General features: G+C 65.8%; 8 protein-coding genes. 1 reads left to right on the top strand and 7 read right to left on the bottom strand.

Annotated elements, in window-relative coordinates; all coding sequences use genetic code 11:
* Positions 1-95: 95 nt before the first annotated feature.
* The 7 genes from B7Z66_05770 to B7Z66_05740 all read right to left on the bottom strand — a co-directional run bounded on the left by B7Z66_05770 (position 96) and on the right by B7Z66_05740 (position 10,791).
* On the bottom strand, positions 96-1,775 hold the full coding sequence (locus tag B7Z66_05770) for a hypothetical protein (GenBank protein OYV77094.1): 1,680 nt from the start codon (positions 1,773-1,775) through the stop codon (positions 96-98).
* A gap of 348 nt (positions 1,776-2,123) precedes the next feature.
* Complete coding sequence (locus B7Z66_05765) at positions 2,124-2,348, bottom strand: hypothetical protein (protein ID OYV77093.1); 225 nt, start codon at positions 2,346-2,348, stop codon at positions 2,124-2,126.
* A 222-nt stretch (positions 2,349-2,570) separates the two neighbouring features.
* Positions 2,571-2,816, bottom strand: coding sequence for a hypothetical protein (locus B7Z66_05760; GenBank protein OYV77092.1), 246 nt, complete (start codon positions 2,814-2,816; stop codon positions 2,571-2,573).
* A gap of 237 nt (positions 2,817-3,053) precedes the next feature.
* Positions 3,054-6,563, bottom strand: coding sequence for a pyridine nucleotide-disulfide oxidoreductase (locus B7Z66_05755; protein OYV77091.1), 3,510 nt, complete (start codon positions 6,561-6,563; stop codon positions 3,054-3,056).
* 895 nt (positions 6,564-7,458) lie between these two features.
* Positions 7,459-7,686 carry a hypothetical protein gene (locus tag B7Z66_05750; protein OYV77090.1) on the bottom strand — a complete coding sequence of 76 codons (228 nt, stop codon included), beginning with the start codon at positions 7,684-7,686 and terminating at the stop codon, positions 7,459-7,461.
* 532 nt (positions 7,687-8,218) lie between these two features.
* Positions 8,219-9,094: a hypothetical protein gene (locus tag B7Z66_05745; GenBank protein OYV77089.1), complete on the bottom strand. Its 876-nt coding sequence runs from the start codon at positions 9,092-9,094 to the stop codon at positions 8,219-8,221.
* Positions 9,091-10,791 (bottom strand): hypothetical protein, encoded by a 1,701-nt coding sequence (locus tag B7Z66_05740; protein OYV77088.1) that lies wholly within the window; start codon positions 10,789-10,791, stop codon positions 9,091-9,093. The genes B7Z66_05745 and B7Z66_05740 overlap by 4 nt, the downstream gene beginning before the upstream one ends.
* A gap of 727 nt (positions 10,792-11,518) precedes the next feature.
* Here B7Z66_05740 and B7Z66_05735 point away from each other — a divergent pair.
* Positions 11,519-12,967, top strand: coding sequence for a hypothetical protein (locus B7Z66_05735; GenBank protein OYV77087.1), 1,449 nt, complete (start codon positions 11,519-11,521; stop codon positions 12,965-12,967).
* The last annotated feature ends 17 nt before the right edge of the window (positions 12,968-12,984 follow it).

The raw sequence follows: 12,984 nt of genomic DNA, 5'->3' as shown, positions 1-12,984 counted from the left end.
CGGGGCGAGACTTGATGGAATCCGGCGCCGGTATACCGCGCGCAGACCGGCTATGTGCGGGCAATCGGGTGCCGCGGTGAAGCCTACCCAGCCGATCAATTGCGAACCGGGATCTCCAACCGCTGCCCTGGATAGATCACCGCGCGGCGGCTCATGTCGTTAACTTCCAACAGCGCTGCCAAGCGGATGCCGTAGCGGTGCGCGATTACGCTGGGACTTTCGCCGGGACGCACCACGTGGACGGCCTCGGACCGCGCCGTCTGCGCCACATGATTCGGGCGGGGCACCGAGCGGATCAACAGCTTCTCCCCAATGCGGATCAGGTGATCGTGGGCAGGGATCCCATTGCGCGCGCGCAGGGTGGACACCTTCATCCGATAGTGCCTGGCGATGGTGATCAGGGTCTCGTTGCGCCGGACTACGTGATACAGCCCGGCAGCTCGCGCCGGACGGGGCCCCGCATCAGCCACCCGCACGAAGCGCAGCGCGACGGGTACCGGGTGCGCAACCGGCCCCGGGCGTTGCAGCGATGCCCAGTCCCCGACACCGAGGGCCGCCAACCGGCCCTCGGGCAGCCACACCGTGGTCCCCGCCGGCAGCGGCACGCGGCCATGCACCGCCGCCGACGTCCACGCGGCGTTCAGCGCAGCGAGCCGCGCGGGCTTGACCTGGTAGCGCTCTGCCAGCACGTAGGCACGCATCGGGCGGGTCAGTACCACCCGGTCGCGCGCCACCGGGGTTTCATAGTGAATCTGCCCGGCGAAATAGCGCTGCGGATCACGTGCGATTTCCCGGACCGCAAGGAACTCCGCGTAGAAATTGTGCGACGCGAATCCGAAGGTCCGGGAGCGGTAGTCGCGCAGAATGCGGCCGAAGTCCGCACCATAGCGCTCCTTAGCCTGCATCATGCCGAGGATGCCGTAGTTGTAGGAAGTGATCGCCAAAGGCCAGCTACCCAGGGCTTCGTAGGCGGTGCGCAAATAACCCGCTGCGGCCCGCGCCGATGCGAAGGGATCGCGGCGCTCGTCCACCGCCCGGTTAATCTGCATGAACACGCGACCGGTGGCGCGAGTGAACTGCCACATCCCCACCGCGCCGGCACTGGAGAGGGCACGAGGCATAAATGAAGATTCCACATGCGGGAGGTAGGCCAGGTCCGCCGGCAGGCCGGCTTCCCGGAAGATCGCCCGGAAGCCGGGTTCATAGCGCCCACTGATCTCCAGGCCGCGCAGGAAACGTTCGCGCAATCCGCGCTGGGTGCGTACCCGATCCGCGGCACCATTCAGGGCCTGGGGGCCGGCCAGGGCGATAATCCGGGCAAGTAGGGCCTGCTGGCGGGCATTCAGGCGTTCGCGCCGATCGACGCGATGCTGCAACTGCGCCAGCTCGTCTTCCAGTTCACTGCGCTGCTCGCGCACGAAACGGCGCTGGCTGAACGTCAGCGCATCGCCGACGGGGCCGGGGATCTCGACGACTTTGTATACCAAACGCAAATCGTCCATATCGTGCAACGCCACCTGATCCTCGCGCCACACGCCGAACACCTTGCGCCAGAACGCCACGTTGGGTTTCAGCATCGGCGGCACGGGGAATAGGTCCGCTGCGGTATGAGCCTGCGGCGCGGTGGCGCCAGATACTCCAGATGTAACCGGAGAGGTAACGGGCTGAGGTTGCGCCGCCAAGACGGACGGGGACCCGGCAAGGCCGATCAACAGCCCTATGGCTCCCATGATACCGATCGGAGAATTGTTCCACTTCATACCGGTTCCATCCATTCCGTTGGGTTGTGACGATCGGCCCCGGACCTCGGGGACAGCGTATTATGCGGCACCAAGGCGTTCATGCAACAGGAATATGCGGCGCCGGGATCCGTTGCCAACCGACCTGCGGCAACACTCGGGTTCGGGGTCGGGAATCCCATCGATGCAATGCAAGCAAGGAACAAGCAAGAAGCGTTCCAATTCCTCCGCCGGCCCTGCAAACACGCCATCCCGAAACGCCCCGGGAATCGCCAAACACCCGGCACCCGCGCCGGGACCCTGGCACGAACTCCCCCACCGCGACCCAAACACAGCGGCGTCCAGCCGCACGGGTCGCCGCACCGGCCGCGGCCTGCGACCAAGCTACCGCGCGTCACTGCTGCCGTCCGCAGTCGCAGCATCGCGTTCGCGCTGATACTGATCGAAGCTCAAAGGGTGAGAGCAGTTGTTGGCGCCATTGTGGACACGCTTGTCCCGTTGCTGCTGGGTCTGCTGCAGGGTATCGTAGAGCGCGTGGTTTCCCGCGCTCCCGCAGCCTGCCGAGACCAGGGCGACCAACACAAAGGGGCCGGCCAGCCAATACCGCATCGTCACGCCCCTGCCCCTCGTGCAAACCCCGGGGCGTGGTCGCGGGAACACGCCCGCATCCGATCTCACCGTCCCAGCGGTGCGCTGGGACGCGCAATGTGGAGCCGCCCGACACACCCCACCAGTGGCACTACACGCGGTCCGCCGGTCCCGGCACTGACGGATTCTCACCCAGACCCGCTGGCCCCGATTCACTCTATAGCGGCGGCGATGGGGTTCGCTTCAGGACGGCAGCGCCCCGGCCGAGAACCGCGCCAGGCGCCCGGACTTTCCCGGCCCCATAACCGCATCCACATACATACCATAGTCGGCCCTGATGTCGCCGCTGGCGACGCCCCCGGGTGGAGGAGCCAGGACATTGGAGACGAATCGCAGACTCCCCAGGTCCACGTAGCCTCCTTCCAGGGCGAAGTTCGGGTTGAACCGGTAGCCGGCAAAGAGCCTGTAGGCAAAATCCGTATCGTCCACGAAACTGATGGCGGTGACACCGGCGCCCGCCAGCGCGGCATCCAGATCACCGGAACTGGCATGCTAGTCGGACTGGCCCAGGTTGACCCCGACATAGCCCTCCGCCCGAACCAAAGGCGTGGCGGCAAGACCGGCACCCAACAGCAGCACTCCCCAGATTCGCTTCGAAAGAGTCATGGCGCGCCTCCCGTAGCATTAACTCCGTACCCCCCCGGCGCATCTCGTCCGGTCCCCGGCTCAGCGCGCCTGATGCTCCAGCACATGGCTCAACCACAGGTCGCTCAGGTAGTCCTGCAAGCGGTTCTGAGACTGACGCGCCGCCAGGTTGTCCAGGTCGATCCAGAACAAAGGCTGATCCTGCATGGCGCACGAGAACACCGCGCGCGTGCGCTCACCGGTCTCCGGATCGATCTGCCATTGCAGACACTGGGCGCATACCCCCTGAAGCATGCACTGCATCGGGCTGCCCACCGTGCCCATAGCCTGCACGTCGGACCGGAAATAGCGCTGCAACTCGCCCTTCAGGGCGACTTGTAAACCACGCAGCAGGCCCGTGGAACCCATTACCATGATCTCGTCCACCGCTTGCAGCGGAATCGGCGACGCGCCATCCGGCTCCAGGGCGCCGTCACCGTAACGGCGGATCAGGTCGAGCACGTTGCCGTTGACGACACTGATGTCCTGGGGACGCCGGGACTCGATCCGGGGTTCCTGGGCGGTGGCCCAGACGATGCGGTCGGCGCCGGCCTCCAGTTCTTCCTGGTAGTAGAGTTCATCGGCACTGCGGAAGGTCGCCATGTACAGCACCCGGTCGCCAGCGGCGCGCAACGCCCGGCCCAGGGAAAACATCACCGCCGCGCCCCAGCGCCCGGCGATCACCAGCACGGTACGGCCCGGCTCGATCGGCGTGGGCGCCCCCGCGGGGCCCATCAGCACCAGGGGCTGCCCGGGTTTCAGCGCGGCCGCGAGCCGCGGGTTGGCGCCGCCACGCAACACGAACAGTCGGATGTTGTCACCGTCCACGCCTGCCCCACTGACCGTCTGCAGCGGGATCTGCAGGCGCGTCGCGTGCACCACCGGGCTCAGCCCTTCAAAGGTCTGCAGCCGGTAGAACTGCCCGGGCCTGAAGTTGCGCGCGGCGAGTGGCGCACGGATTTCCAACTCCACCACCGACGGGTTATCCAGGTTGATCCGATGGACCCGCGGGGTAAGCAGGTCCGCCAACTCCGAGCGGAACGCCTGATACGCCGCCTCCGAACAATCGTCCGCTGGCCGCCCTTCCTCCAGGGCGTGCATGACCTGGGGATAGCTGCGCAACGCGGAGGCCACTGCCTTGACGACGCTGCCGTGGAAAGCCGGGTGGGTATCGCCGATGAAGGTCACGCAGCGGCTCTCGTCCCGGTAGGAGGTGAACGGCCCGAATTCGGCCTCCTTGCAGTGTTGCACGGATTGCACCGGCTGCAGGTCCCGGCGGTGGCACACGTGGGGCAGGAAATGGTTGCCATCCAGTTCAAAGGTGCCGGGGTGCTCGCGTTCGTAGATAGTATTGGGCACCGCCCCCGCCGCCACGAAGATAGCCCGCGCCGGCAGGCTCGATTCCTCGGTGGTCGCCAGCCAGCGCCCTTCATGCTGCTTACGCCGCCGGCATACCAGCGCGGAGACGTGCCCGTAGGCGTTCAGTTCCGCCCGCAGGGGTTCCAGCCCCTCGGCGTAGTAGACGCCCTCCTCCAGGGCCTTGATGATCTCCTCGTGGTTGCGCAGATAGGCAGGCGATTCGTTCATCCCGCGCCGGTAAACCAGGGTGACGCCGCCCCATTCACGCAGCAGCGGGACGAAGTCGGGTACTGCGCCCGCCGCTGCGGCGCGCCGGCGCTCGGCGCGCACCGCACGCCCGTGTTCCAAAAACTCCTCCAGCGTGGCGCGTCCCTCGTCGTCCAGGCGCGCCAGGATCTTCTCGGCGCCGAACCGCTCGACGAGCTCTTCATGCCGGGCCAGCAGCTTTTCCACCTGAACGATGTAGTAAGCCTGCACCTCGGTAGCGGTATCCACCGCGGTCAGGCCGCCGCCGATCACCACCGCCGGCAACCGCACCTGGAGGTTTGCCAGGCTATCCGCTTTGGCGGCGCCGGTGAGCTGCAGGGCCATCAGGAAATCGCTCGCCTGGCGCATGCCTCGTGCCAGGCTGTTACCCATGGGAATCACCCGGGGCAGCCCAGTGCCGCAGGCGTTGCAGACGTGATCGAAGCCCAGCTGCCAGGCGTCCTCCAGAGTCACGGTCCCGCCGAGGCGCACCCCGCCAAAGGCCTGGAACGTAGGCCGCCGTGCCAGAGTCAAGTAGATCAACTTCAGAAAATTCTTGTCCCAACGCACCGTGATACCGTACTCGGCCACGCCCCCGAAGCCGTAGTTGATGCGCCGGTCCAGGGACTCCCCCAAGTCCCCGTAATCCCGGACTGGACCTTGCAGCAACGACTCCGGCAGCGGCTCGATCTTCAGCCCGTCGATACCCACCACAGCGCAGCCTTCCATCGTAAGGTGATGGGCCATGGTGAACCCGGCCGGGCCGAGGCCCGCGATCAGCACTTTGCGCCCGTTGTAGGCCTGCATCCGGTACTGGCGATGGCGCAACGGGTTCCAACGGGTCAAGAGATCATAGATCTCGACGCCCCAAGGGAGATTCAGCACATCGGTCAGGACTCGGGTCTCAATTTCCGGAATGTTCACCGGGTCCTGCTTCTGATAAATGCATCCCTTCATGCAATCATTGCAGATCCGATGACCGGTCGCGGGTACCATGGGGTTGTCCACCATCACCACCGCCAGGGCAGCGAGGGTGTGGCCATCGCGCTGCAGGCAGTGCATCTCGGAGATCTTCTCCTCCAAGGGACAGCCGGTCAGCACCGATCCCAGCGCGTTGACCTTGAGACCCAGTTCAGGTTTGCCCTTCTTCTCCGGAAAACCCTTGGAACAGAAGTCGCCGTCGTGGTCGTGGCAATAGACACAGTAGTGGACCTCGGCCTGGACGGCGCGCAGCGGCATGCGCAGGTCGGTGAGTTTGAACCCGTCGCGTTTGCGGAACTTCGTGGGATCACTCTCCATCCGGCCCGCCGGATCACCCGGCACCGGCTGCAACGTCACGAGCTGCCCCGGATCCACCGGCTGCGGCAGCCGGAAGGCCACCCAGCCGGTCACGCGCGCGCGCGCCTCGGGCGCGTTGAGGGCGAGCGCGCACCAACGGGTCAGCCGGTCCAGGGTATCGGCGTTGACCTGCGGTTCGCGCAGCGCCTCCACCGCGAACCGCGCTACCGCCAGTTCCCGGTCCGTGACATTCGATTCCGCCGTCTGCAACCGGCTGCCGAGCCAGGCGTCCAGCGCGGCGAACGTCTCCGGAAAGGCACCGCGGTAACGGCGCGCGCGCTTGAGCACGAACTCCTTCTTGAATGCCATCACCGGGTCGTGGGCGAGGACCCGCTCCTGCTGAGCGGCGAGTTCTGATTCGATTCCGAACAGGATCCCGATGAAAGACTCCAGATGGGGGGCCAAAGCGAGCAGTAATTCGCTGTACTCCAGGGACGGCGGCGGCGCCGCGGCCTCGTGCAGGTCCGCCAGCCGGGTCTTCAAACCCGCGTCGTGAGCGGCGAGATGATCCTGGAATGCCTGATCCAGACGCCGCAATCCATCCACCTGGAACAGGTCCCGGAACGTCAAGCCGGGGAGTCGAATCGGATCCTCATTCACACGTTTCATCCTGTTTTCTTCAATCGAATCAAATTGACTGCACACCTTACCATACTCCTCGCCCGCGCGGCGCCAGCCGTGACGGTTCCGCGAGTGGATACCGGTTGTCACCCACGGTCATGCCCTCCGCCCGGCGCCGTCCACGACCCGCGCCCAGGTCATGATCCGCAACGCCGTCGTGTCCGCCGGACATGTGGCGAGCGCCACCGCGCGTCGTCCTGGAGTCCGGCGGCAATGCCTTCGATGCGACCTTGGCCGCCCAGTTCGCGGCTTGCGTCGCGGAGCCAGTGCCTGCCCCGGGGCGGCGGAGGATTCCTGCTGGTCCACAGCGCCGCAGGAGACAGCGCGGTGTACGACTTCTTCGCACCGACACCGCGCCACCGAGCAGGAATTCCACATTGCCATGGATTCCGGCGGCTCCAATCGGATCCGCAGCGCGCTGCTCCAGGTGATCGTGTATCTGCTGGACTTCGGGTTGTCCCCGGGCGGCACGATCCGCCGGCCGCGGCTCCACTGATGGGGACATCACACTGCATGTGGAAGGCGCCCTCATAGGCCCGGGCCGGTGGAACTGACGGCGCGCTTCCCGGGTTGCCACGTATCGCCGGCGCGCAGCCTCTACCTCGGAGACGTCCTTGGGGCGATGTCCGACCCGGGGCGCGGGACCCGCACCGGTGCAGGTGATCCACACCGTGGCCGCGCTACGGTCACCGTGAAGCCACTCGCCACACGGCCGCGCGCGTAATACCGCGGGGTTGCGATGCGCCATCCACGCGCCGCCACTCCGCCTGCTTTCCGTTCACCAGTGTCCTCCGCCGCGCGAAGAATCCAATGGAACAGCCTGATGAACAAATGAATTATTAAAGGATTCAGAAAAATTGGTCGATGTAGAACCGACGATGGCTCATCGTACAACTAAAGGAGACCTGACGATGGCTGTGAAAAAACGTGTAACTCGAAAGAAGGCGACCACCAAACGCAAACCCGCCGTGAAGCGGAAGGTCGACAAGAAGAAGGCCGGTGGTACCAGCAAGAGGAAACCGGCGGCCAAAAAAAAGGCAGCCAAGAAGCCGGCTGCCAAGAGGAAGACCGCAAAGAAGAAAGCGGCCACGAAACGGAAGTCGGCGACCAAATCGAAAGCTCGCCGGAAGAAGTAACTTCGGTATCCGACAGGCCTCGGGAGAGGTGCCTGTCACTCTACGAGACCGACGGGGCGGCCTGCGAGCCGCCCCTTTCTTCTTCGACGCAAGCATACCACGACCGGGGGTCTCGAGCAGGAGATTTTCAACGCACCATATCGGTGCAGACGCCTCCGGACAATTTTAGTTAGTATTTTATTATATATTATTTTCAATATCTTATTAAATTTTACCGGGCTGCGGGACAGGACCTTCGACACCCCGGGTTCAACGGTACGGCGTCCCGACGTCCCCTCCGCCGGACCCCACTGAAAACCGCTCCCCGGGGCATCTCCCGGGGGGATCCAAACCGCCCATCACCCGGCACCGGGCACCGTGATCGCACGCTGCCCGGTCGACTACGCACCCCGGCACCACCGGTATCCGGGCTGGCACCGGAACCGGTGTCATCGGAACACCCGACACGCCGGTCGATCGGGATGCAACGGGAAACGGAATGCCGCAGAGGCGCCCGTGGGCCTCAGATCATGAACCGGACTTGGGGGGCTGGTCCGCCGGCTTTGGCGCGCGCTCCTTAGCAGGGGCGTCGGGTTCGCTTGCGCGGGACACGGTCGGTGGCGGCACGGAAGTCGCGCGTTTGGATTCGGGGGATTCCGCGGGCTGCGGCACCGGCGCGGTGGACGATACCGCGCCCTGGGCAGCCGGCTTCGGTGGTGATCCGCCCGGAACGGCGGGCGGCGCGACGGGCGTCGTGCCGGCGCGCTGCGCTTGCAGTTCTTGCCATAAGCGATCGTTCTCCCCCTCCAGCACCGACACGCACCCGGCCAACTCTTCGTTCACGTGCTTCAGCTTTCCGAGGTGCTGCTCCAGCTCAACCGCCTTCTCCGGGTGCACCTCCAGGTCCTGAAGGAACCCGGTCAGATCACCGATGTGCTGGTCATGATCCGTGAGCAGCGTCTTGACCCGGTCAGAATTCCAATCCGATCCGCCGTTCTCCGTAGGCGCGAGCCGCTTACCCGCGATCTCAGTCAAGCGTCGTTCCAACATCTCCCAGGCCGCGTCGCCGGGCTCGTGGTTGGCGAGGTCCAGCTCGACTTGCAGGTACTCGGCGCGCAGCGCCAGCCAGCCAGGCGGTGACGGACGGGCAGCGTTCTCGCCCGCCGCGCCCGCAGCAGGCAATGGATGGTGCAGCCGTGCGCGGGTCTGTTCTAGTTCCTTGCCCAGATAATTGCCGACATCGAGCCGCGCGCCGTGTGCTGGTGCCGCTGACGGTGCCGTCACGGGTCCTGCTTCGGGGGCCTTCCGACGCCGCGCCCGCCAAAACAAGAGTGCGGTGAGCGCGGCGAAGATCACCAGCAATTCCGTCAGGAGCAGAAAGACGACAGGATGCAAAACGATCATCGGGACTTGCCTTCGCCTTTTCGGGATGCAGGGGCCTTCTCCGGCGTCCCTGCCCCAGGGTCCGCCCCCGCTGCTCCGGACTTGCGGTGCAGACGGCGCCAGACCAGGAATCCGGCACCGATCAGGCCGAACACCACCAAGTTGCCCAGCACAAAGACCTCCAACAACCGACCGACGCTCATAGGCGCTGGAGCCGGCGGGGGGAGCGGTGGTGACGGCGGCGGCGGTGAGACCACCTTCGGCACCGGCTTGGGGGTCGGGGGCGCCGGCTTGGGAGGCGGGGGCACCGGCTTGGGGGTTGATACTGGCGGCGGCGCAGGCTTGGCCGGGGGTGGCGGCGCAGGCTCGACCGCAGGCGCCGGCGGCGGCGCTGTGACATGGAAATAGCGCGTAATCTCCCGTTCGAAGGTCGGGGCCATGGCTATCAGCCGCAGGGTATAGGCACCGGGCTTGTAGAACTGGACCTGCGTGGTAAAGATTCCGTCCCCCGGCTTGGCATCGCCAAACTGACCGTTGTCAAACAGCGTGAAACGCGACAGGATCCCGTCCGGGCGTTGGATTTCCACCAGGAAATGGGTATCGCGCAGGACCTCGGGCTGAGTCACCACCGTCTTGTCCTTGGCGAGCCACGCCTCGATCTGCTCGCTGGAGTTCAGGGGCAGGTCTTTTTCTCCCACATTGGTAGCGAGACTCAGGTTGGTCACGATGTAGGCCTTGTTCTGGCCTTGGCTGGAGAGGATCTTCCACTTGCCGGGCTGGGGTTTGGGCACGGTGATCATGTCGAAGCGGTCGGAGGCGAACCAGCGCATGCCCGCGCCCTTCTGAGACTCGGAGTACCGCGTCCCGTCCGGCGCCTGCAGGTAGATGGTGACCTTCCGGTCCTGCTTGGAGGCCACGATGGTCACCTCTTGGATGGACCCGTCGGCGACGAATTCCCCGCCCTGAATCGGCAGCATCTCGGGGGCCTTGGCGCTCTCGAACAGCGTGGTGAACACGCCATGCAGGTCCTTGTCCAGGGCCGCGAGCCGGAACAATCCGTGCGTGGCGCGGGCGATCTTCTCTAGCAGTTTCACATCGGACGCGCGGGTAAACGCGATGGTGTAGACCTGGATATGGTCCTTGGCCAGCGCCGGCAACTCCTGATCCAACAACTGCTGGGTGAGCGCCTGATCGCGCTTCGTATCGCCTACATCCATCTGACCATCGGACATGAGGATGATGTAGCGGCGCACGCCCGCACGCCCCTCCCGGTCCAGCATCTGGTGGGCCTTGTCCAACGCGGCGTAGAGGTTGGTATACGCGCCGCGGGACGACACCTTGTCCACGGCGTGGAACAAGCGCTGCTGATGAGTGACCGCAGTGAGTCCGAGCACCGGCCAGCCGGCGCCGCTGAAGCTGATGACCCCGACCCGGTCCCCCTTGCTCAACAGCGAGATGAACAGCTTCGCGGCGGGCACCCGCAACCGCAGCGGATCGTTGTGGCGCATGCTCCCGGAGCTGTCAAGCACCAGCACCGCGTCGATCCCGCGCTGCGGCGCGGCCGGCCCCGCCATGGTAGCGAAAGCGCAGGTCAGTCCCAATACGATCCACGCCAGCGAACGTGCTACGTCCCAGCCAGATCCGTGCTCCCGATCCGCGGGGCGTTCCCTGTGATTCATCACGTCTGTTCCCTCCGCCCCGGCAGCGCGCTGCAGCACGCTGCTGAGCTCCTGTCCTGGGGATCCGTCCGGATCGACGCACCCTGAGGCCCGCGCCACGCCGGAACCCACCCAACGTCATATCGGCTCCGGCACGGTACTCTTGATCTCAACCGCTTGATCACCCCCAGGATCCGCGTCCATCCGTCCTATCCATCGGCAGCCGGACTCCCACGCACCCGGGTCATGTCCACTGCGGATCGTTGCCCTGGGAGCTCAGCGGCTCGAAGCGCGAGGGCACGGACCCCGTGCGCGCCGGCGGTCCCGGGCGCCCACAACCCCGCGCAGGTCAAAAGCTCCGGCGGCCCCCCCTCCGCGCGCGCCCCAATCCTAGCCGACTACGCCGACACGCCACCAGGAACCGATGTTTCCCACGACAACGCGCGCTGCGAAGCGACGGTGCTGCAATACGCCCACACCCATGGGGGTTTCCCAGGTTTTCAAAGCGCTAACCGGCCTACGGATCGCGGGCGCACCCTCCGGGCGCCAAAATAATCAGCTGGCATGAATTCTGCTGCATCTCAAACTCGGGCCGGCAGACGGACGCCTGCCGGGTCGGTTCTGCAGTCCGTTTGGATCCTTCTTGAAATGTTTACGGGGTGCCCCCGCAGGCACCCCGCCTTTTTCCCCGCGGTTGCGGTCCGCCGCCCCACAGGCGCGGAAGGATCCGGTACAATAGCTTCCCGGCGCGTGCGCGTGCCTGTCCTCAGAACCCGGACGATCCCCCATGCCGCAACGCCCCCTACGACAGCCCGATTCCCCCACCCAACCCACCGCGACCGGATGCCGGGTGGTACTGATCAGCCCCTACGAACTCGGCCGCCAGCCCTTTGCCTTGGCGCAACCCGCCGCGTGGCTGAACACAGCGGGTCTGGAGGTGGCCTGCCTGGATCTGTCCCTGCAGCGGCTCGAGCCGCAGGTGTTGGCGGGCGCCAAACTGGTAGCGCTCTATCTGGGAATGCACACCGCCACCCGGATCGCGGTAGAGGCGCTACCCCGGATCCGCGCCCTGGCCCCGGACGCCCACCTGTGCGCCTACGGACTGTACGCACCGGTCAATGCGGGTCTGCTCCACCGGCTGGGGATCGACACCATCCTCGGGGGTGAGTGTGAACCCCGGCTCCTGGCACTGGCGCAAGCGGTGCAAGAGGGGCGCCGCCCCGCCGCCGACCCCACCCCGATGGTGGACCTGGGCAAGATCGAATTCCGGACCCCGGACCGCAGCGGACTCCCACCCCTCAAGCGCTACACCCACCTCATGCTGCCCGACGGCGCCACCCGCGTGGTGGGCTTCGCGGAGGCAAGCCGGGGCTGCAAACATTTGTGTCGCCACTGCCCGGTGGTACCGGTCTACCAGGGCCGGTTCCGGGTGGTGTCCATGGACGTGGTGCTGGACGACATCCGCCAGCAGGTAGCCGCGGGCGCTCAGCACATCTCCTTCGGTGATCCGGACTTCCTGAACGGTCCCACTCACGCCCGCAAGCTGGTCCATGCACTGCACCGGGAGTTTCCCGAGCTGACCTACGATGCGACCATCAAGATCCAGCATCTGATCGACAACGCGGCACTGCTGCCGGAACTGCGCCAAACCGGCTGCCTGTTCATCACCAGCGCCGTGGAATCCGTGGATGACGAGGTGCTGAAGCACCTGGACAAACATCACAGCGGCGCGGACCTCGACCGTGCCGTGGCGCTGCTGGAATCCGCAGGCATCGCCCTGGCACCGACCTTCGTGCCCTTCACCCCGTGGACCAGCCTGGAGGGCTACGTTACTCTGTTGCGTCGCCTGGTGGCCTTGCGGCTGGTGGAGAGCGTACCGCCGGTGCAACTCAGCATTCGCCTGCTGGTCCCCGAAGGCTCTCACCTGCTGAAGATCCCCGGCTTCCGGGCACGACTCGGTGACTTCGAACCCGAGATCCTGGGTTATCCCTGGCGCCACGAAGACGCGCGCGTGGACACCCTGCAGGAGGCGGTTCAGGATTGGGCGGCCCAAGCGGAAGGACAGGGACTGGCGCGCGGCGCGGTCTTTCTCCGCATCTGGGAGTTGGCCCACGCGGCCCTCGGCACACCCGCCCCAGCGCTGCCGGAACGCGGCTTCGGCACGGCAATCCCGCGTCTTTCGGAGGCCTGGTACTGCTGCGCCGAACCCACCCGCCAGCAACTACGCAGCTTCTAGTCGTCCAAATAATCTGC

Source organism: Chromatiales bacterium 21-64-14 (assembly GCA_002255365.1).
In the GTDB taxonomy this organism is placed as follows: Bacteria; Pseudomonadota; Gammaproteobacteria; order 21-64-14; family 21-64-14; genus 21-64-14.
This window is presented reverse-complemented; position numbering and strand designations above follow the sequence as displayed.

Bases quoted from the DNA above. Each gene is read 5' to 3' on its own strand.
- B7Z66_05770 (OYV77094.1), bottom strand. From the start codon at position 1,775: ATGGATGGAACCGGTATGAAGTGGAACAATTCTCCGATCGGTATCATG.
- B7Z66_05765 (OYV77093.1), bottom strand. From the start codon at position 2,348: ATGCGGTATTGGCTGGCCGGCCCCTTTGTGTTGGTCGCCCTGGTCTCG.
- B7Z66_05755 (OYV77091.1), bottom strand. From the start codon at position 6,563: ATGAAACGTGTGAATGAGGATCCGATTCGACTCCCCGGCTTGACGTTC.
- B7Z66_05745 (OYV77089.1), bottom strand. From the start codon at position 9,094: ATGATCGTTTTGCATCCTGTCGTCTTTCTGCTCCTGACGGAATTGCTG.
- B7Z66_05735 (OYV77087.1), top strand. From the start codon at position 11,519: ATGCCGCAACGCCCCCTACGACAGCCCGATTCCCCCACCCAACCCACC.